Source organism: Streptomyces sp. NRRL F-5650 (genome assembly GCF_000721365.1).
GTDB classification, from domain to species: Bacteria; Actinomycetota; Actinomycetes; order Streptomycetales; family Streptomycetaceae; genus Streptomyces; species Streptomyces ardesiacus.
Genome location: NZ_JOGV01000005.1, coordinates 44647 through 62584, shown reverse-complemented (window position 1 = coordinate 62584; position 17938 = coordinate 44647). Strand labels below are relative to the sequence as shown.

At 69.1% G+C, this 17938-nt stretch carries 20 protein-coding genes; 4 read left to right on the top strand and 16 right to left on the bottom strand.

The features are described 5' to 3' along the window. Positions 1–4: 4 nt before the first annotated feature. From IG88_RS0107260 to IG88_RS0107225, 8 genes are all read right to left on the bottom strand, one after another. Entirely contained in the window at positions 5–706 is a 702-nt protein-coding gene (locus IG88_RS0107260; protein ID WP_234332034.1) for a hypothetical protein, read from the bottom strand. Positions 707–831: 125 nt separating this feature from the next. Next, positions 832–1140, bottom strand: a complete 309-nt coding sequence (locus IG88_RS0107255; protein WP_234332033.1) for a hypothetical protein — start codon at positions 1138–1140, stop codon at positions 832–834. Between the two features lie 128 nt (positions 1141–1268). After that, positions 1269–2498, bottom strand: coding sequence for a cytochrome P450 (locus tag IG88_RS0107250; protein ID WP_031036284.1), 1230 nt, complete (start codon positions 2496–2498; stop codon positions 1269–1271). 14 nt (positions 2499–2512) lie between these two features. Beyond that, on the bottom strand, positions 2513–3073 hold the full coding sequence (locus IG88_RS0107245) for a GTP-binding protein (RefSeq protein WP_031036281.1): 561 nt from the start codon (positions 3071–3073) through the stop codon (positions 2513–2515). After that, complete coding sequence (locus tag IG88_RS0107240) at positions 3063–3452, bottom strand: DUF742 domain-containing protein (protein WP_031036278.1); 390 nt, start codon at positions 3450–3452, stop codon at positions 3063–3065. Before IG88_RS0107240 ends, IG88_RS0107245 begins: the two co-directional genes overlap by 11 nt. Then, the gene (locus IG88_RS0107235; RefSeq protein WP_031036275.1) at positions 3449–3907 is read right to left on the bottom strand and encodes a roadblock/LC7 domain-containing protein; all 459 of its coding nucleotides are present in this window, start codon (positions 3905–3907) and stop codon (positions 3449–3451) included. Before IG88_RS0107235 ends, IG88_RS0107240 begins: the two co-directional genes overlap by 4 nt. A gap of 15 nt (positions 3908–3922) precedes the next feature. Then, the gene (locus IG88_RS0107230) at positions 3923–6238 is read right to left on the bottom strand and encodes a nitrate- and nitrite sensing domain-containing protein (protein WP_078861423.1); all 2316 of its coding nucleotides are present in this window, start codon (positions 6236–6238) and stop codon (positions 3923–3925) included. Positions 6239–6468: 230 nt separating this feature from the next. Further along, a complete protein-coding gene (locus tag IG88_RS0107225; RefSeq protein ID WP_031036270.1) occupies positions 6469–7260 on the bottom strand; it encodes a hypothetical protein in 792 nt (263 codons plus the stop codon). 699 nt (positions 7261–7959) lie between these two features. Between IG88_RS0107225 and IG88_RS0107220 the strand changes: the two genes are divergently transcribed. Together IG88_RS0107220 and IG88_RS0107215 are read left to right on the top strand one after the other, a co-directional pair. Further along, positions 7960–8361, top strand: coding sequence for an ATP-binding protein (locus IG88_RS0107220; protein WP_031036267.1), 402 nt, complete (start codon positions 7960–7962; stop codon positions 8359–8361). Beyond that, positions 8358–9398, top strand: a complete 1041-nt coding sequence (locus tag IG88_RS0107215; RefSeq protein ID WP_031036264.1) for an aldo/keto reductase — start codon at positions 8358–8360, stop codon at positions 9396–9398. The genes IG88_RS0107220 and IG88_RS0107215 overlap by 4 nt, the downstream gene beginning before the upstream one ends. Positions 9399–9420: 22 nt before the next feature. Here IG88_RS0107215 and IG88_RS0107210 read toward each other — a convergent pair whose 3' ends face one another. Genes IG88_RS0107210 through IG88_RS0107190 form a run of 5 tightly spaced genes read right to left on the bottom strand, consistent with a single transcriptional unit; the run spans position 9421 to position 14233 of the window. Continuing rightward, entirely contained in the window at positions 9421–9918 is a 498-nt protein-coding gene (locus IG88_RS0107210; protein ID WP_031036262.1) for an NUDIX domain-containing protein, read from the bottom strand. Between the two features lie 11 nt (positions 9919–9929). Beyond that, positions 9930–11126, bottom strand: a complete 1197-nt coding sequence (locus tag IG88_RS0107205) for a hypothetical protein (RefSeq protein ID WP_234332032.1) — start codon at positions 11124–11126, stop codon at positions 9930–9932. Between the two features lie 60 nt (positions 11127–11186). Further along, positions 11187–11666 (bottom strand): PPC domain-containing DNA-binding protein, encoded by a 480-nt coding sequence (locus IG88_RS0107200; RefSeq protein ID WP_031036257.1) that lies wholly within the window; start codon positions 11664–11666, stop codon positions 11187–11189. Between the two features lie 31 nt (positions 11667–11697). Beyond that, the gene (locus tag IG88_RS0107195; RefSeq protein ID WP_031036254.1) at positions 11698–12699 is read right to left on the bottom strand and encodes an asparaginase; all 1002 of its coding nucleotides are present in this window, start codon (positions 12697–12699) and stop codon (positions 11698–11700) included. A gap of 49 nt (positions 12700–12748) precedes the next feature. Next, positions 12749–14233: a hypothetical protein gene (locus IG88_RS0107190; RefSeq protein WP_031036251.1), complete on the bottom strand. Its 1485-nt coding sequence runs from the start codon at positions 14231–14233 to the stop codon at positions 12749–12751. Between the two features lie 182 nt (positions 14234–14415). Between IG88_RS0107190 and IG88_RS0107185 the strand changes: the two genes are divergently transcribed. Both IG88_RS0107185 and IG88_RS0107180 read left to right on the top strand, forming a co-directional pair. Continuing rightward, a complete protein-coding gene (locus IG88_RS0107185; RefSeq protein ID WP_031036249.1) occupies positions 14416–15321 on the top strand; it encodes a helix-turn-helix domain-containing protein in 906 nt (301 codons plus the stop codon). Next, entirely contained in the window at positions 15318–15551 is a 234-nt protein-coding gene (locus IG88_RS0107180) for a DUF397 domain-containing protein (protein ID WP_031036245.1), read from the top strand. Before IG88_RS0107185 ends, IG88_RS0107180 begins: the two co-directional genes overlap by 4 nt. 109 nt (positions 15552–15660) lie before the next feature. Here IG88_RS0107180 and IG88_RS0107175 read toward each other — a convergent pair whose 3' ends face one another. The 3 genes from IG88_RS0107175 to IG88_RS0107165 all read right to left on the bottom strand — a co-directional run bounded on the left by IG88_RS0107175 (position 15661) and on the right by IG88_RS0107165 (position 17870). Further along, complete coding sequence (locus IG88_RS0107175) at positions 15661–15972, bottom strand: Imm51 family immunity protein (protein ID WP_031036241.1); 312 nt, start codon at positions 15970–15972, stop codon at positions 15661–15663. Between the two features lie 429 nt (positions 15973–16401). Beyond that, on the bottom strand, positions 16402–16830 hold the full coding sequence (locus tag IG88_RS0107170) for a hypothetical protein (protein ID WP_031036239.1): 429 nt from the start codon (positions 16828–16830) through the stop codon (positions 16402–16404). Positions 16831–16928: 98 nt separating this feature from the next. Next, positions 16929–17870 carry an ATP-dependent DNA ligase gene (locus IG88_RS0107165; protein ID WP_234332030.1) on the bottom strand — a complete coding sequence of 314 codons (942 nt, stop codon included), beginning with the start codon at positions 17868–17870 and terminating at the stop codon, positions 16929–16931. Positions 17871–17938: the final 68 nt, after the last annotated feature.

Here is a 17938-nt window from a genome sequence, read left to right as displayed (position 1 = left end):
GTGGTCACCCCCACACCGGGCCAGGGCCCGACAGCGCGCCCACGGCCAGGCGGGCCGTGGGGAAGTCACCTGCCACCAGGGTGGTCACGTCGAGTTCGGCGTTGATCAGCTCGCGCATCAGCTGGCGGGCGACCAGCCGGTGCAGGGCGTCATCGCCGAAGCGGACAACCTGGTTGGGCTGCGGGGGGTCGGTGGGGGAGTACAAGGTGCCCCGCACGCCGATGACCGGGGCTTCGCGCACGCGCAGAGCGATGAACCCGCCCTGAAGTTCCCGGCACGCCCGCAGGGCACGCCGGGCGCACGGGATGCAGACTGCGGGCGTGGCGGTCGTGATGCTGATGGGGAAGGACACGAGCGCCTGGGTGTTCTCATCGGCGTGCAGGAGCCAGAGCGTTCCGCGTTCGTCGCGGTCCGGCTCGCCCTTGCAGACCCCGCACAACGGCCGCCCGTCCATGACCTCGCACTGGCGCGCGGGGTGGTGCGCGGCCCAGTCCGGCTCGCCGGTCGGACTCCCGCCCCACCGCTCCCAGAGCAGGTCGTCGACGTCGCGGTCCTCGGGTCGTTCGTCGGCGAAGTAGGCGTGCCCGTTCTCGTCGAACAGCACGGTGACGTCGCACTCGAACTCGCCCGCGAGCGGGGCGATGTACAGAGGGCTGCGCCGCTCGGGGGCCTGGTTCGTGGACGGTGGGGCGCTGAGGGCTTGCACGGACGTCTCCTGGTCAGACGGTGCGGATCGGCTTCGGTGTCTGCGGTGCGCTCGGGTGGCCGGCGCGTCTTCGGGTCGGCTGGCCGCGGTTGTGGCTGTCGCTGTTGGCCAGCGGAGACGGGGCCCTACGCGGCGGCGGCGAGGGCGGTGAGGACGGGGTGGACCAGCAGCGGTCGGCTGAGCCGGTTGCCGTCCCGGCTCACCCACCCGGATGCGCCCGTCCACGCGTCCGGCCGGGCTCCGGGCGCGGGGAGCGTGAGGCTGGAGCCCGCCTTGAGGTAGGTCGTGTCCGACGGCCAGGCGGGCTCGTCGGACTCCGGGGGGAGGAAGATCCCCCACTGTCCGGCGTGCGCGAAGACCCAGCCCAGAGGAGCGGTCCGGGCAGGTCTTCCCGCCAGGGCGCTCGTCAGGAGCCGGCCGAGCCGCTCGGGCATGAGCAAGACCTCCCAGTGGGGCCCGACCCGGCGAGGCCGGGCGGCGGGGACGAGATCGGGTGCTGGGTTCGCAGCGGTGCGAGTCACGAGGGTCGCGAGGGTCATGTCACGGTTCCTTGCTGGCACGCCTAGGTCGAGCGGGCCGGGGCGTCGGAGGCGGACGGGCGGGGGGCGAGTTCGACGGCGAGCGGCGCGCTGCTGTAGCCACGCAGGAGGTTGTTCAGGACGCGGACCGGCTCGCCGTCGAGGGTGAGGTGGGAGCAGCGGGCGGCCAGGGCCCGCAGGACGGATCGGGCCTGGAGCTCGGCGAGTGGGATGCCGGCGCACAGGTGCGGCCCGCCGCCGAAGGCCAGGTGTTGGTGGTTGCGCAGGCGCCTGATGTTGAACATGTCGGCTTCGTCCCCCCAGCGGCGGGGGTCGCGGCCGGCGGAGCCGTACAGCAGCCACACCTGGTCGCCCGCGGGCAGGTGGACGCCGCCGATGTCGGCGTCCTTGGTCAGCAGCCGCCCGAAGCCCTGTATGGGGGCTTCGAGTCTCAGAGCCTCATGGAAGGCGGGCGTGGCCCAGCGGACGGGGTCGCGGCGGAGGACCTGCCACTGCTCCGGGTGCCGGGCGAGCTGGACGAGGCAGTCGGCGAGGCCGAGGACGGTGGTGTCGATGGCCGCGGCCGTGTAGGCCGAGGCGAGCGGTACCGCGTCGCTCTCCTCGATCTGTCCGGCGTCGACGGCTTCGAAGATGGCCCCCATCCACGACTCGGAGGGCACGTTCTCGCGGATCAGCTTCTCGTGGAGCATCTCGACCATGCGGGACGCCAGCGGCAGCGCCTGCTGGTAGCGGTCGCCGTGCGGGCCGAACACGTCGAAAGTCGCCGCGGCGCCGGACAGGAGTACCTCCCGGTCCGCGTCGGGCAGGCCCATCAGCTCCATCACCGTGTCGCAGACCATGTGGCGTGCCAGGGCGACGGCGTCGAACCGGCCCGGCTTCGTGTACTGGTCCACCAGGCGTTCGGCGCGGTCGGTGATCCTGCGGGCCAGGGCCTTCATCGCGCGGGGAGCGAGCTGCTTGGACAGCACCTTGCGGAGCTTGGCGTGCCGCGCACCGTCGGAGGCGAGGACCGTGCCGGCGAGGATCTCCTGGTTCGCCAGGGCGGTGAGGGCTATCCCGCCTTCGGAGCCGAACATGTCCGGGGCCTTGAGGATCGCGGCAAGGTCGGCGTGCCGGGGTATGGCCCACACGCCGTACTCCTCCAGGTGCACGGCGGCGCCGGTGCTCCGCAGGGCGCCGTACGCGGGGTAGGGGTTGGTCAGGAGCTCGTCGGTGAAGAGGGGAAGGGGGCTGGAGGGAGAGAAGGCGGGCATGGGGGTCCTTCGGATCAGGCGGTGGCGGACTGGCTGAGCCGGTACTCCAGGAGCGTGAGCAGCGCGAGGGTGCTCGAGCCGGACTCGCGGGCGTCCAGCTGGAGCAGGGGGATGTGCGGCGGCAGGTCTATGGCGGCGCGCAGGTCAGCCTCGCTGTAGGCGGGAGCGCCGTCGAAGGCGTTGACCGCAACGATGTAGGGCACGCCGCGGACGTCGAAGAAGTCGATGCTCGCGAAGCAGTCGGCGAGCCGCCGGGTGTCGGCCAGGACGATGGCGCCGACCGCGCCGCGGACCATGTCGTCCCACATGTACCAAAACCGGTCCTGGCCGGGCGTGCCGAACAGGTACAGGGTGACGTCGTCGACGGTGCGCCGGCCGAAGTCGAAGGCGACGGTGGTGGTGGTCTTCTTCTCGACTCCGTCGGTGCGGTCTATCCCGGTGCTTGCCTCGGTGATGACGGCTTCGGTGTTCAGCGGTTCGATCTCGCTGACCGCACCGACGAACGTGGTCTTGCCGACCCCGAAGCCCCCGGCGACGACGAGCTTGACGACTTCCGGAGCGGGTTCAGTTGGCACCGCGTGCCCCCCTGGTTTCTTCTTCGTATTGGGCCTGCAGGGCGGCGTGTACGCGCTCCATGAGGCGGTGAGTGACGTTGTCGTTGAGGGACATGTCGACCGGGGCCTGGGTGGTCACCATCTGGCGCTGCCGGAGGTCGGTGACCAGGACGGCGATGACCCCGACGGGCAGCTGCAGCAGTCCGGCGAGCTCCGACACCGCCCTGGGTTCGGAGCACAGGTCCAGAACGAGCTGATGCTGCTCGCTGAGCAGCCGCCCTCCGTGTCCCGTATGGGCGGTGATCTGGGTGTCGATGCTCAGCGTGGCGTCGGGAGCCTGGGTGCGGCCGCCGGTTCCGGCGTACGGCCGCGTCCGGCGGCCGCCCGACGCCGCCGTCACAGAATCGTCCCGCCGTGCTCGCCCGTGACCAGCTCTCGCTGCTCGACGTCCAGCATGCCGCCGAGCTGACCGGCGAGATCGGTCAACTCGAAGCCGAGCTGGCCGAGGGTGGCCTCCTTCGACGCGTGCACGGCGATGACGCAGTGATTGCCGGCGCGGCTGGCGACGCACCAGCCCTTCTCCGTTTCCACCACCGTGCGCAACATGTGGCCACCGTGGATGTAGTCGGCCTGCCGCTGGGCCAGGGTGGCCATGCTGCTGGTCATCGCGGCCAGGTGCTCGCCCAGCTCCCTGCGTGCGGCCTCGGCGGACTTGTCCCTGGAGGGGTCGGCGGCCACGTTCGTCCAGCCGCTCATGTAGCGGAAGATGCCGTCCTCGGTGACGACGACCGCTCCGAGCACGTGAGCGATCTGGCCGACGCGCTGGTCGAGGAGGTTCTGGATCTCGGGGTTCATGATGTCTTCTCGTCCTTATCGGTGGGGGTGGTTCTGAGGGGCCTGCTGTGTTGCGGCCTGGAAGTCCGCCCAGTCGGCCCCGACTTGCTGGGGGTCGGACTCGTCCCTCGCGCCCCGCGGCTGGGGGGAGGGAGCGCTGCTGCGCAGGATGGGGTTGAGGTGCTGGCCTGCGTGGCGGCGCGGCAGCGGATCGGCGTCGGCGTCGGTGGCTGCCGGAAGTGCTCCGGCGCCGAGATGCTGGGCCTGCCGCTGCGCATGAGCGGCGGCCGGGTCCAGAGCCGGCTGTCGCCGACGGGGCAGGGAAGCGCGTGACGGCACGCCGCTCGCGGCCGTCGTGGTGAGAGCCGTCGACGGCGCGGGGCGGGCCGACGCGGGAGGCGCGACGACGTCTTGCTTCCCCGTGGTGAGCGCCTTGTTGTCGATCATGACGACGGCGGTGATCCCGCTGTACGCGGATCGCCTGAGCGACACGTTCAGATGGTGGTGGCCGGCCAGGCGCGCGACGACGAACAGGCCGAGCTTGCCTCGCCGCTGCGCCATGGCCTCGAACGTCGCCTGGTCGTGCTGGGCGAGTTCGGCGTTGGCGGCGTCGATGGCCTCCTGCGGCATCCCGAAACCGGTGTCCTCGATCTCCAGGGCGATTCCGTGCACGGCCTGGATGCTGCGTACGGTCACATCGCCGGTGGAGTTGCCGATCCCGTTCTCGATCAGCGCGGCAACGACCTTCACTGTGGCGGCCGCGTGCTGTGGTGGGACGAAGGCGGTGTGGGTGACCTGGTTGGCTACCCGCTTGGGAGAACCGGTCTCCACCGCGGCGTCATTGACGAGGTCGAGGATCGACCGCGGCCGGTCGTAGAGGTCCTGCCGCATGCTGCCAGCCAGCGTCCCGACATGCTCCTGGTGGCGGCGGCTGGCAGAGACGGCCCCGTCGATGGTGATCAGGTCGTCCAGCAGGGCAGGGTCGACGTCCGGCCGGGCCATCACCTTCTCCAGGTGGCCTAGGGCCCGGTTGATGTGTCCGAGGGTCCGCTCGGTCGCCGCCGCGACGAATGCGCCGATCCCTCGGCGGTCGCCGGCCTGAGCGGCGGCCTGGCGCACCGCAGTGCGCTGGGCCTCGATCAGGGCGGCCTGGACGTGGCTGAACTCGTCACCGCGGTCCGGCTCTAGGAATTCCGTTTCTGCGTCGACTACTTCGCCGCGCATCAGCCGGTCCACGACCTGCAGCAGCCGTTCGGCGCCCTCCTGTGTCTGCTGACGCAGCTGACGCAGCCGCGAGGCAATGGAACGGATCAACCAGATGATGAGCCCGGCGATCAGCAGGATCGCCACCAGGCTGCCGGCGGCCTGGAGGAACACCTGAGTGCGGATCTCGTCCGCCCGCTGGAAGCCGTGGGCGAGCAGCCCTTGCGTGCGCTGCAGGTTCAGGCCGGCGAGCTGCCCGCTGACCTTCGCGTACGCGTCGTCCCACTGGAGGAGGGAGGACCGGTCGCCGATCTGCTCCTTCCCGAGGTCGTCGATCGGCGGCGTGATGACCGACCGCTGCGCCGCCTGGAGCGCCTGCCACTCCGGGCTCGCGGTGATCTTGTCGTAGAGCGCCTTCTCCTGTTCCGGCAGGTAGGGAGCGATCCACCGCCCGTACATCACCTGCTGGGTGCCGTACGCCTCCGCGAAGGCCACCCGGTGGGCGTCCGTCATCTGCCCGGATTCCCGGGCCTGGGTGATGAGCATGTCCTGCTGGGCCAAGGCGTCCGAGGCGTAGAAGAGTCCGACCAACGGCCTGGTCTCCAGGGTGAGCGGGCCGTCGTCCATCGCGCTCAACGCCTGGTAGAAGCTGATCATCCGGTTGATCAAGGAGGTGTAGTAGCCGGTGGCCTCATCCGGCTCGCCCTCCCGGGCGTCCACACTCTTACGCACCCGGGGCAGGTCATCGAGCTGCCGGTAGACCGCTTCGACGTACTCCCATCGGTGCCGCTGGTCGGTGCGCAGCTCGGTGCCGGACAAGCGCCTGAAGGATGCGAGACCGGCGTCGGTCTTGCCCCGTTGCGCCTTCAGGGCCGCCTTCGCGGCGGAGGACGGGTGAGCCAGGTAGGCGGCCGTGAGCTTGCGCTCGGCCTGTGCCGCGATGAACAGGGGCAGCGACGCTTCGCCGCCGAGGCGGCCCGTGGTGCTGTCGTTGCGCAGGTTCCTCTGCTTGTCCCAGGCCGGCACGGCGTTGACGACGACCAGGGCGAGCAGTGCGGTGATCGCGACGGAGGCCACGACGATGAGTCGGGTGCGCACCGTCATGATGCGCCGCGGCGCCCTGTGGCCAGAGCGGTCTATGGGGGTCATGAGTCCTCGGACGGTGGGAGGGGTGGAAAGGCGTGGGGGCGTGGACCGGCTGCCGCGGGTGCGTTCTGGGAACCGCGGCAGCCGGGACGGCAGCACGGGGGATCTGCCACTCGCCCTCGGCTTCCGGGACCGGGCCGGCGGTGCGCCGGACGGTCCCCCAGAGTCGGAAGCCGAAAGCCCACGGCGAGCACCGGCGACGAGCGGGGCGTGGCGCGTCGCCGGGCTCGGGTCTATGCGGGCGGCCCACAGTCGCCCAGCGATCCCGCAGCGGCACTGACCAACTCGGCCGCCCGACTCGACCGGTGCTGCGAAGGGGGCCGGGCGGAGCCGGGCGCCGACGTGCGGGCGAGCTCAGGGCGGGGCATTGACTCGGTCTTGGTGAGTTCCGGCTCGGCCCCGTTCCGGCGGCCGGCCACTGCGTGGCCGTCGGAGGGGAGAAGATCTCCTGTGGCCGTGCCACGCGGCAGGGCGTTCCCCGGGAGAGCGCCGACCAAGGCCTGGGCGATCTCCGCGAGCCGGATGGTGAGGATCACCATGGGCATGCGTCCATCCGGCACCGGCTCATCACGGATACGGCGGGCCTGGCTGACCAAGTCCGGGGCCGTGTCGCCCAGGAGCTGCTCCAGGTGGGGGAGCTGCTGGCGCAGGCCCACGAGGAGCAGCGTGACGTCGTCGTCGCGGGGCAGCGGCGACGTGCCCAGCACCCGTTCCACCAGGTCCTCGACAGCGTGCACGGTGTCGAGAGGGTGGCGCCGCCTGATCTCGAAAGCGCGGGAAGCGGGGCGTCCACGCGAGTCGGGCTTCGGACGCAATGCCGAGTACACGTTGTCTCCGATCAAGGCGCGGGAAGAGGCCGGTCGGTCTTCCACGACCTGGTGGTTCAGTGCGGTGCCTGTGTCGGCACCGCTACGCCGAGGCCAGCCGAGGCGAAGCCGTGCCGCATCCTGCCGTCCCGACGAACTTCCCTCGCGGACATCGGCAACGGGCTGGATGCCAAGGACCGGCGCGATGAGAGTGATCACGGCAACCTTTCCGTGGACGGCGGGGCGAAGGAGCTGCGAATAGCGTTGCCGTTCCCCGGCATGCTCCGATAGCGAAATCGGACCCCACTTCTCCCCACTTCGAGTGCACGGAGGACGGCTGAAATCCCCCTTCAGCTCCCAGAGAGACCCGGACAATAGTGCTGAATTCGGGCACACAACCCGACGTTGATGCCCTTCTGCGTGACACCGCCGCTGGAGATCAGCTTCGCGACCCCGCTTCGCCCCACTTCCCTGGAAGCGGTTGACAGGATTTCCGAAGGTGAGGTAAATGCGATCCGCGCGGCCTCTGAGACCTCCATCCTGGTATCTGCCCAGGTGAGGTCGCATCTGGCGCGCGAATGGGGCCCTCGCTGCTGGACGTGAGAATGGTCGGCAGCCTCTTACTGAAACATCTCGACTCGTGCCAAGCGTACGAATATCGCCTATTCGTTCCCGCTTCGGTTCCCTTGGTGCGTCTCTGTGCGCGCCGGGAGGGCGATCAGTCGTCGGTGAAGTGGGGAGAAGTGGGGACGGGTTTCGCTATCACCCCCGCCGCGACATGCGCCACGGTATTCAGCAGGACGTCCCGTCCGTGCCCGTGCCCCGGGCACCGCGATTGCAGCGAGGAGTGATCCCACCGTGCTTGGTCCTACCAGCACTGTCTTGCCATGCGTCCATGGACGCGACGGCGGTCGCGAGGTGACGCACGCTGCGATTGACCTCTACGGCCTCGAAGCCCCGCAGAGCGCCGCCCGGCACATAGTTCGCACGACTCTCGCAGGGACGGCCGACAGCGAATACACGGACGACGTGGTCCTGGTGGCTGACGAGTTGGTGGGCAACGCCGTCGAGCACGCGGGAGCGGCGCTCGACATCTCCCTCGATGTGTATGACTGGGGAGTGGCAATCCAGGTCCGGGATGACGGTGAAGACACCACCGCGGTGCCGGGGGCACCCCCGGCCGCCGATGAATACGACGAAGGCGGGAGAGGCCTGTTTCTGGTGGACGTACTGGCGAGCGCCTGGGGAGTCCAGCGCGACAAGAAGGGGAAGCGGGTCATCGCGATCTTCCTCTACCGGGCCGGAGACGCTGACCGATGACACTGAGCGATCTCGCGCCCCGCCGTTTGGCCCCAGACCTGACGGTGCGGCCGCTGGGCATCAGCAGCGGAACCTCCCGTTGGGCCCCGAGCGCCCCTCACCCCCAGGACGCACGGCTACTCGACGGGCTGCGGCGGGCTCTGGAAGCCGGCGGCAAAGATGACGGAATGCAGTTGCTCGACACAGCCGACAGCCACCGGTGCGGCCACGCCGAGCGACTGGTCGGCAAAGTCCTCAAGGAGCACCCGGGCCACAGGGTCCAGGTCGCGAGCAAAGTCGGCCGGATGCAGGGTTCTGCTCCGCACCCCTACGCCGGCCCGCGGGTCCGCCACCAACTCGAGCAGACCCTGGAGAACCTGTATCTGGACCAGTTGGCCCTCTACACCCTGGAGTCCTACGACTTCGGCCTTGGCGACCGGTACCTCGACCCAGTGATCGAGCAGATGCGGGCCCTACGCGATCTCGGCCAGATCCGAGCTATCGGGCTGCGAGGCCCAGGATCTCACTCCTCTGAACGCTCGATAGGTCGCTTCCTGGACCTTTTCGACCGCATCCGCCCCGACGTGCTCTGGACGCAGGCGAGCGCGTTGCTGCCGCTGGCCGATCTCGGCGAAGGTGAAGATCTCGGCGCCTTCGCTGAGCGCCACGGCGTCGGTCTGGTGATCGCCTCCCCGCTGGCGCACGGGGTGCTCGCGGGCGGCTGCGTGGAGCGTGCCCTGGCCGCGTGGCCGGACACGGAGCCCGGCCATGGGGCTGTGGCTGCAGCAGTCACCCACGGTCTCGCACAGCTGGTCGGCCGGTTCGGCTCGTCTCCGCAGGAACTGGCCCGGGTCGCTCTGCGGGCCATCCTTCAGCGTGTCCAGAACGCTGTGCTGATTCTCGGCATCGGCGACGAGCAGCACCGGCACGACCATGGTCTGCTCGGTCAACCCCTCACCGAGCAGGAACTCGCTTTCGCCGAAGAGGTATTCGCCCGAGTGCAGAGCGCGCTGTTCAAGCCCGACGAGCGCGCTCCATCCGTGGAGGTCATCGTGTGATCATCCGAGCGGACGGGCTCCTTCAAAGAGCGACTCCATCGCGGAGGTAGCGTGGAACCCCGTCGTCCAGGACCTGGAGGGCGTTGACGGTCCGAGCTCGCTGGCGCTCTGGCAACAACGGCAGCGCTTCCGGGATCTCGAAGAAGCGGTGCTCGGAGATCTCCTCGTCGACCGGCTTCAGGCCGGCAACCTGCTCGGCTGACAGGACGCCGGCGTCGAAGACGAACCCGAGGAGGTCGTCCCACGGGCCGTGGGGCCCGACCCAGTCGACGACCAGGAACCGAAGATCGGCAACCGCAAGGTCGAGCTCCTCCCTGAGTTCGCGTCGAAGGGCGTCCTCGGGGGCCTCGTTGTCTTCGGCCATGCCGCCGGGCAGATCCCAGCCCGATTTGTAGGTCGGATTCACCAGAAGCAGCCTCCCGGCGTGATCCCGGATCAGCGCGTCCGCAGCGGCACGCTTCCGGGCCTGATGGGCATTGCCCTCGGCCAGGTAGGCCTCACGGCCGGGATCGCCTGGCATCGGTGCATCTTTCACTGCGGACCTTCCGGGAGCGCGAGACTGCCGAGCAGCAATGTACGGTGCTGTGCTGTGGCGGTCATCCGTGAGAGGAGCTCGCGGACCTCACGGACCTGTCGGTATGAGTCGAAATCAGTCTGTAACGCGTTGAGTTGATGGCTGAGGCGCGCAGACGTCACCGACTGGCTGGAGTTCAGCAGCTCCATGCCGATCGAGCACGCGGCGTCGGGCTTTCCCTGCGCGAGGAGAACTCGCGCCAACGTGACCTGCCCGAACGCGCGGCTGCGGACCCGGCTCGCATCGCGCAGCGCCAAGGCGTGCTCCGCTTCCTTGGCTGCCGCTTTGAGCGCGCCGAGATCTAGGAGAACAGAGGCTGCCTCGCTGGCGAGTGCTGCCTCGTCGAACGGAGCCACCCATCTGGACGCTGGCGCCGTCCGCGCGAGGGTCAGGGCCTCGCGTGCACAATCAAGCGCGCGCTGCGCCTCGGACTCGGCATTGAGCTGCGCCAGCGCCCGGGCCTCCATGGCGTGCAGGCGAGCCTTGAGGGTCGGCACCTGCGGGACGGCCGCGAGGCGCGCGAGCCCGCTGCGGGCGAGATCTGCCGCGGCATCGACCTGACTGGTCTGCAGGGCCAGGTGGCTCATGCCGGCCATCACGTTCGCACCCGCCGTCACGTCGGTCAGACTCTGCGACAGCCGACGGGCACGATTGAAGTGGCCGGACGCCAGGTCGTCTCGGCCCGCATCGTGGGCCATCCAGGCTGCCATCTCGGTGAGGACAACCGCCGCGCCGAAAGCGGTCTCGCTGTCTTCGTCTCTGTCCGCTGCACCGAAGAGGGCCGGGGCAACGACCGTGTTGAGGTAGTGCACCACAGACCGGTACACATGCCCCCCGCCGAGCTGGCGGTCAGCGAGGCGAAACGACTCCATGGCGGCCAGGTGGGGCGAGCTCGAGTCATTCCCCGCCATGGGAGCCGTAGTCGTAACTTCCGGCTCCAGCGAACTGAAGAGCTGATCGGCCGGCTCGCCGAACAGGTGCTCCAGCACACGGCACGTCGCCGGTCGCGGGAGGCCCTTGATGTCTCCGGCCATCCAGCGGTCCCAGGTGGACCGTGCGACGTACACGGAGGCAAGGGAGGCGTTGCCGTCGAGCTGGGCAACCTCCTTGGCCGCCTGCTTGAAGTGGACCGTGAACGTCTCGAAGATGCGCATGCGGTGGGCCTCCACCACCTCCGGGAATCGAATTGCCCTGCGCATCGTCACACTCCGCCTTCAGATGCTCTTGCCGAAGCCGAGCAGGGGTACGTCGTACAGGTCCGCCCTGCGCCGGCGAGTCAGGGCCGCCCCGTCGTCGTCACCGACGACTTCGACGATGGGGATCTCGCAGATGAACTGCACCGTCGCGTCGAGCAGGTGCGACACCCGCCCTTCGGCGGACTTCGCCTTGAGGCCGGCCGCGACATGGATGTGTGGGGCCAGGCGGTCTTTCTCGGGGTCCCAGGCGAGCGTCCCACCGCCGAGCGCCTCAAGCGTCTCGACGTGTACCTCTTCCCACAAGGGGGCCTCGGGGTCGGCGAGCGGTTCACACGAGCCCACCAGCCGGGCCGCCCGGAGGCCGCCGACGAATGTCGGGATGTACCCGGCCCGGATGTCCTGGTCCGCGCAGAACTGCGTGAGGCCCTCCAGGAAGTCCTCCCCGTGGTCGAGAGCGAGCACGAACTGCCTGCCGGTGCGGAGCTGGGCGAAGCGCATGGTGGGTGTCCTTCGTGCTGGTCGATGGTGGTCAGGAGCGGTCGAGGAACGCCTTCGCGATCTCCGTGCGAGGCGTGTCGGCTGCCAGCAGGGCGGCCAGGAGCAGCCGGGCCTTGTACGGGCCGAGGGTTCCCGCCCCGATCAGGCCACGGGCCAGCAGGTCGCGCTCGGATCCGTCGAAGCCGTAAGTCGAGGTCAGGACGGGGCCGGCACCGATGCGAGTGGCGAGGACGACCGGCATGGCGGCCGCCAGCTCCTCCAGCAGGCCGCACCAGCTCTCGGGGACGTGACCGACGCCGAACGCGGCCACCACGAGGCCGGAGATCTCGTTCTCCAGGCCCTTCAGCAGCGTCCCGCTGCTACCCAGGGATGCGGTGACGATCTCCACCTGCGGCAGGGGAGCGATCGGCAGCGACAGGGGAGCGATCGACTTTGGCAGCCGGTGCAACTGCACCATCCCTTCCACCACGTGGCCCAGCGGCCCTGTGTTCGGCGATGCGAATGCTCCCGGGCTAGTCGTGTGCGTCTTCCGGACGTGGCGGGCGGTATGGATCTCGTCACCCAGGACCACGAGGATCCCGGCGCCCCGAGCCTCTGAACTGCCTGCAGTCTGCACGGCGGCCAGGAGGTTCGCCGGACCGTCGGCTCCGGCCGACGCGGCATTGCGCATCGCGCCGGTGAAGACCACCGGCATCGAGCCCGGGTAGTAGAGGTCGGTGAGGTACGAGGTTTCCTCGAGGGTGTCGGTGCCCTGCGTCACCACCACCCCGTCGAAGCCCTCTCCTTCGGCCCTGCTGAGCCGTTCGGCGAGGCTGACGATGTCGCCGGTCGTCAGGGAGGCCCCGGGCAACTGCCGGAAGTCCTCCACCGTGACCTCAGCGGTGTCCTGGAGGCCGGGAACGGCGCCCACCAGGTCGGAGCCGGTCAGCGTCGGTGTGACGCCGGGGGCCGCTGGGGTGCGCGTCATGGCGATGGTGCCGCCGAGGGTGAGCACCAGGACGGTGCGGTTCGGGGCAGAATCTGCGGAGAACACGGAGGGCCTTTCGGACGGGGTGGCTGCGCGGACGGCAGTCATCGCGGGACTAGCCGAGCTTGCCTAGGAAGAGCAGGGTCTCATCCAGCGCTTCCACGGTGAGCAGGCGACTGCGGGGCCGAACGAGGCCGGCCACGCCGCACTCGCCCAGAGCGTGACAGCGGGCGGTCAACCAGCTCCAGTCCAGGCCCAGGAAGTCCGCGAGGGACCGTAGGCGGCTCGCCGGGTCCTCACCCACGAGCACGTCGGTTCTCTGCGCGTCGGCGAACACGGTGGCGTAGGAACGCAGATCCCCGCGGGATGACGTACTGCGGGCCGCCCACAGCGCACCACCCGGGGCCCGGACCCAGTTGGCCACGACGGCCCGTTGACCGGGCACCAGGGCTACCCCGTCCATCTCCGAGTACTCCCTCTTCGGCACCACCCTCACGCGGATCCCGCATCGCTCCATCAGAGCGATCGCCAGCAGCAGCAAGATCCGCTCGTACTTCTCCGAGCGCGCCACCTCGGCCTCGGGCAGACAGAACACCCGGACGGTCTGCGCTGTCGTGCTGTGGAACCGCTCAAGTGCTCGCAGGTACTCCAGCTTGTGTCGGAAGAACAGCCAGCAGGCCGCCTCTTCACCGGTCTGCTCACGAGTCCAGAAGATCGGCACTTCGCTCGCGTCCGTCAGTTCCTGCTGGATGTGCCGGGCGCAGAACGCCGATCCCATCCAACTACTGCCGACGGTCGAAAGGTCAACGAGCAGCTGGCTGGGCGCCGAGCGGGGCATGGACAGGTAGGTGTCGAGAAGGTCCTGTTCCGCATCGAGCGCCTGATCATCGGACAAAAGGCCGTCATCGAGCTGAGTGAGCGACCAGAGAATGCCGTAGGAGAGGTCGTCCAAGAGGTACGCCGAGGGGATTGACATCGGCCCGGTGTCCGGCGATCCGGGGAGAGTGGGCCTCCGCGCGCCCGCAGCGTCGCGGACGTACACGTTGACATCGTCCCGACTGTCCTCGACGCCGACAAGGAAGCCACGGCGCGCCGGCCGTAAGAACCGCTCCAGGTCGCGTAGTCCGTCAGGGCCCAGCCCATGCACGCTGGCTTTCCCGTCTCGTCTGATGACGGGAAGAAGATGGATGGCGGCGCTGGTTCCGTCCAGGCGCTGCTGTCCGGAGATCTCCCAGAGCCCAGCAGGCCCGCCGGCGGGGAGCAGCACCGTGGATGTGGGCCAGCGCGCGACGACCCGCGCAGCCACCGATTCCAACAGTGTCGTGGGCTCGCTCGCTACGGGCGCCAGGTTGAACAGCTCCTCGACAGTGTGCCCGAGCATGCGCTCCAGAATCTGAGCGGCCTCGCCGCGAGGACGACCGGACCATGTGCCCGACGACCACCTGTCGAACGTGGTGCGCCCAACGCTGGCTGTGGCCAGCCGACGGTTCCCGGTTTCCCGCGCGAGATCACGACCAGTGGCCGCGAAGTGGACGCAGAACGCCTCCCACCCAAGAAGGTCCCGGTCCTTCAGAAGGAGGCTGAACAGCGTCCGGCGCATCGCGGAAGCCCCTCCCTGGGCGTATACGGGCAGCGGAGCGCCTCCACGCGTGGCGACGGGCACTGCACACTTCGTGACCATGGCTAGGATGCTCCCTAAGCCGAGCCCTTAGCAATATGGTCGAGCAAATTGCTTAGCCATATTGCTTGTAGGCGCCGTGGAGAGCCGTCAGACTGGCCACCATGCCAGAAGCGAAGACGCCGTGGTCGTTGACCCTCAGCGAAGTCGGCCTGCGCCTTGAGGAGTTGCGCGAACGGCGCGGCCTCACCCAAGGCGACGTCGCCAGCCATGAAGTGCTGGTCCGTCGCGGTATCAGGATCGACAAGAGCGGGCTCAGCAGGCTGGAGGGTGGACAGCGCCGCCGTGTCGCCCGCGACCTCGTCGAGGCGCTGCTCGAGGTCTACCAGGCCAGCGCCACGGAGCAGTCAGAGATCCTGGCCCTTCTGAGTGCGGACACCACCCCCGCAGGCCGCCCGCGCCCCGCCCTCTGGCGGCGTAACGCTCACCTCCTGGGCCCCATGCAATTTGAGGGCTTCTTGAAGATGGAGCGCCGGGCCACTGCCCTGTCGAACTTCGAGCGCGACATCTGGCCGGGCCTCTTCCAGATCGAGGACTACGCCTACAGTGTCATCGCTCAAATGAGACCCGATCTGCGCCCTTCCGAGGTCAAGGCGCTCGTCGACGTCCGTATGGACCGTCAACACCAGGTACGAGAAGGCGCCCTCTCGGAGTTTCGCGCCCTGGTAGACGAGCGAGTCCTGAGCTCGTCCGTCGACGACCGAGCCGTGGCACGTCGACAACTGGAGCGCAGTCTGGAGGAGTCCGAGGACTCCCGCAACACCATCCGCATCCTCCCGGAGACAGTCGGACTACACCCAGGGGCAGCAGGTCCGTTCGTCGTCATGGCCTTCCCCGAGGCCGCCCGACAGGTCGTGTGGGTGGAGACAATGGTCAGTTCGCTGTACTTCGACGGAGAAGAAGATGTGCAGCGCTACACAGCAGCTTTCACCAACCTGTGGGAGCGGGCGCTGGACCCCGACGAGACGCGCACGCGCCTCAAGAAAGAGATCAAGGAGCTAGAACAGTGACAGAAAAGCCGGACCCGTCCTCTTTCGACCTCGCATCGGTCGACTGGACGGTGTCCAAGTACAGCGGCGGCGGCGGAAACTGCGTGCGGGTCGCCGTCGTGGACGGGTACGTCCTGGTCGGTGACTCGCAGAACCCCGATCGACTGCCCCACGTCTACACCCCGGCCGAGGCCAAGGCGTGGCTACTCGGCGCGAAAGACACGGACTTCGACTTCATCCTCGGTCTGTGACTCCGGCCTGAACCACCGCACGACATGGGCCGGCCCCATGGCACATGGGGCCGGCCCGAACTGGTCAGCCAGCTTGCGGCCTGAACCGGCAGACCTGCTGGGCACAGCATCAGTCGTCGAACTCAAAGCCTGCCGTCTCCGCACGGGCAATAGGCTTGCGAACCGCGCCGGGGTTCGAGATCACGGGCTCAAGGGCAGTCTTGAGTTGCGTGACGTCACTCAAGCTCCCGAGCGCACAGAACATGCCGCCCTCGCTGTCGAAGTCGAGGCGCTCAGCAAGATCCGGCCAGGCGAACTGCACAAGACCTTCCCGGAAGTACCCGTTCGGCTCGTGCCCGGCGGCAACCACCGCCGCATCAGAGGCCAGGTCGCCGGCATCAAGCGTCAGCGAGTGCTCACCATCAAAGTCATGCAGCGTCATAGTCACGCCGCGATCTTCCCACCCCCGGCACAGAGGCTGCCCAGCGCATTCAAACTGCTCGTCCACGCCTGACCCGGCGAACCTTTCCGGCTACAGCACTAGCCTGGGACTGGACACTCTCGGCCGGTAGTCCACCGACCGGTCGCGTGCGCGGGCGCGCCGCTCGATGACGACGGTCGACGGCGCGGTGCACGCGGTGATCTGGCGAGGACCGGTACAGCCGTACCCCCTCCTCGGTTGCCTTGCTCCGCTCGCAGCCGCATCTTCCGTCAAAGAAGCCAGCGGACGGTCGACGGCTCGGTGCACGTGGTGATCTGGCGCAGGACCGGCACAGCGGTACCCCTCCTGATCGCGGGTGAGGCTCTGATCATGACCAGTGGGAGGCAGGGGCAGTGTCCAGGATCGGACGCTACGACTGTGACCTGACTCTCATCCGTCGACCGGGGTGTGAGGCTGCGCGTCGCTCCCCGTGTCGCCCGGAGAGGCCGGGTGCGGCTCGTCGGCGTTCACACAGACCTGGTAGGACCCCGTCGGCTTCTCTCCGTCGGGCAGCCCGTTGGGGAAGATCCAGAATCCGTTCTCTCCCCGGTAGGCACCTGCGGCTTCGCGGGCCCGCTCGGTCTCCAAGGCCTGGCGGACGGTACTGCACAGCGTGCACGGGCATGCGGCCGGCCGCTCGGCTGCGACCCACGCGTCGTACAGCTCCTGCCCTCTGTCCGCGGGCAGCCCCCGAGCGATGGCGACCGCTTGAAGCATGGCGTCCCACCGGGCGGCCTCGACCGCCGGCGGCTCGACGGTGTCGGCGAGGGACCGGTGGCTGTGCTCCTGGTGGACGTGGCGGAAGACGCGTACGGACATGCCGCGAGTCTGGCCCGCCGGGGACCGGCGGAGCCAGGGGTTTGCGGATACTTGCGCGCAATGGGTTCCGCGGCGTCACGGTCAGCCGGGGGAGGGTGTCACGCCCGGACGTCGCCGGGGATCATGTCGTCCCGGATCCGCACGTAGCGCACCGAGTGACGGTGCTGGCCCAGATCGAGAGCGGTGTCGGCCTCGACCTCGGCGACGAGGTCGGGCGCCACGGGGTGGAAGGCCAACGGTTCCTTCACTCCCCACCCGGCTGAGAAGGTCCGGCCCCACCAGGGATGCTCCGCTCCCGCCGGCCGCAGGGCGGCGCCCAGCTCGACGGCCGCCTTGCGGGGTAGCGGCGTGGAGCGGGCGACCAGGCGGAGCGTACCTGCCGCGTCGAGTCGGCCGAGCAGGAGACTTCGGGGCGCGGCCACGGCCCCGGTGACCGCGCCGATGATCCCTTCCACCGTGATGCGGGTCCGGAGCTTCATCCACCCGCGCTCCCCGGGCCGGTACCGCGAACGCGGATCCTTGATCACCAGCCCCTCGATCCCGGCGGCCCCCCAGAACGGGTCCAGCCAGCCAAGGGCGGTCTCCCGGTCGGAGGTCTGCGGGCACAGCGCCCACGGCGCCGTCAGCCGGCGCCCGGCGAACAGATCCTCCAACACGGCCCGGCGCTGCCGCAAAGGCTCGTCCAGGTGAACAACACCGGCCAGTTCGAGTACGTCGAAGACGATCAGGTGAGCCGGCCGCTCCAACGCCGCCCGCCGGGCCGTGGCACCACGGCGCCGGGCCCGTTCCTGCAGCGCAGAGAAGTCGAGCCCGTCCGCTCCCCACACAACCAGCTCGGCATCAAGGACCGCTTCGACGCCGAGCACGGCCGCAGCCTCGACGAGTTCCGGAAACGCGGGGCCCAGATCAGAACCTTGCCTGGACTGGAGGAACGGCTCCGAGCTAGCGAACACCAGAGCACGGAACCCGTCGGCCTTCTGCTCGAACACCGCATGGCCGGCCTCCGACTGCGGCAGCGCGGTGACCGGGCGGGCGAGCATCGGGGGGACAGGCGGAGTCAGGTTCACCCTCCAGTCCTACGCCCCGCGGGCCCCGTCCGCCTGCCTGC

Bases quoted from the DNA above. Each gene is read 5' to 3' on its own strand.
- IG88_RS0107255 (WP_234332033.1), bottom strand. From the start codon at position 1,140: ATGCCCGAGCGGCTCGGCCGGCTCCTGACGAGCGCCCTGGCGGGAAGA.
- IG88_RS0107250 (WP_031036284.1), bottom strand. From the start codon at position 2,498: ATGCCCGCCTTCTCTCCCTCCAGCCCCCTTCCCCTCTTCACCGACGAG.
- IG88_RS0107235 (WP_031036275.1), bottom strand. From the start codon at position 3,907: ATGAACCCCGAGATCCAGAACCTCCTCGACCAGCGCGTCGGCCAGATC.
- IG88_RS0107230 (WP_078861423.1), bottom strand. From the start codon at position 6,238: ATGACCCCCATAGACCGCTCTGGCCACAGGGCGCCGCGGCGCATCATG.
- IG88_RS0107215 (WP_031036264.1), top strand. From the start codon at position 8,358: ATGACACTGAGCGATCTCGCGCCCCGCCGTTTGGCCCCAGACCTGACG.
- IG88_RS0107210 (WP_031036262.1), bottom strand. From the start codon at position 9,918: ATGCCAGGCGATCCCGGCCGTGAGGCCTACCTGGCCGAGGGCAATGCC.
- IG88_RS0107205 (WP_234332032.1), bottom strand. From the start codon at position 11,126: ATGCGCATCTTCGAGACGTTCACGGTCCACTTCAAGCAGGCGGCCAAG.
- IG88_RS0107200 (WP_031036257.1), bottom strand. From the start codon at position 11,666: ATGCGCTTCGCCCAGCTCCGCACCGGCAGGCAGTTCGTGCTCGCTCTC.
- IG88_RS0107190 (WP_031036251.1), bottom strand. From the start codon at position 14,233: ATGCGCCGGACGCTGTTCAGCCTCCTTCTGAAGGACCGGGACCTTCTT.
- IG88_RS0107185 (WP_031036249.1), top strand. From the start codon at position 14,416: ATGCCAGAAGCGAAGACGCCGTGGTCGTTGACCCTCAGCGAAGTCGGC.
- IG88_RS0107175 (WP_031036241.1), bottom strand. From the start codon at position 15,972: ATGACGCTGCATGACTTTGATGGTGAGCACTCGCTGACGCTTGATGCC.
- IG88_RS0107170 (WP_031036239.1), bottom strand. From the start codon at position 16,830: ATGTCCGTACGCGTCTTCCGCCACGTCCACCAGGAGCACAGCCACCGG.
- IG88_RS0107165 (WP_234332030.1), bottom strand. From the start codon at position 17,870: ATGCTCGCCCGCCCGGTCACCGCGCTGCCGCAGTCGGAGGCCGGCCAT.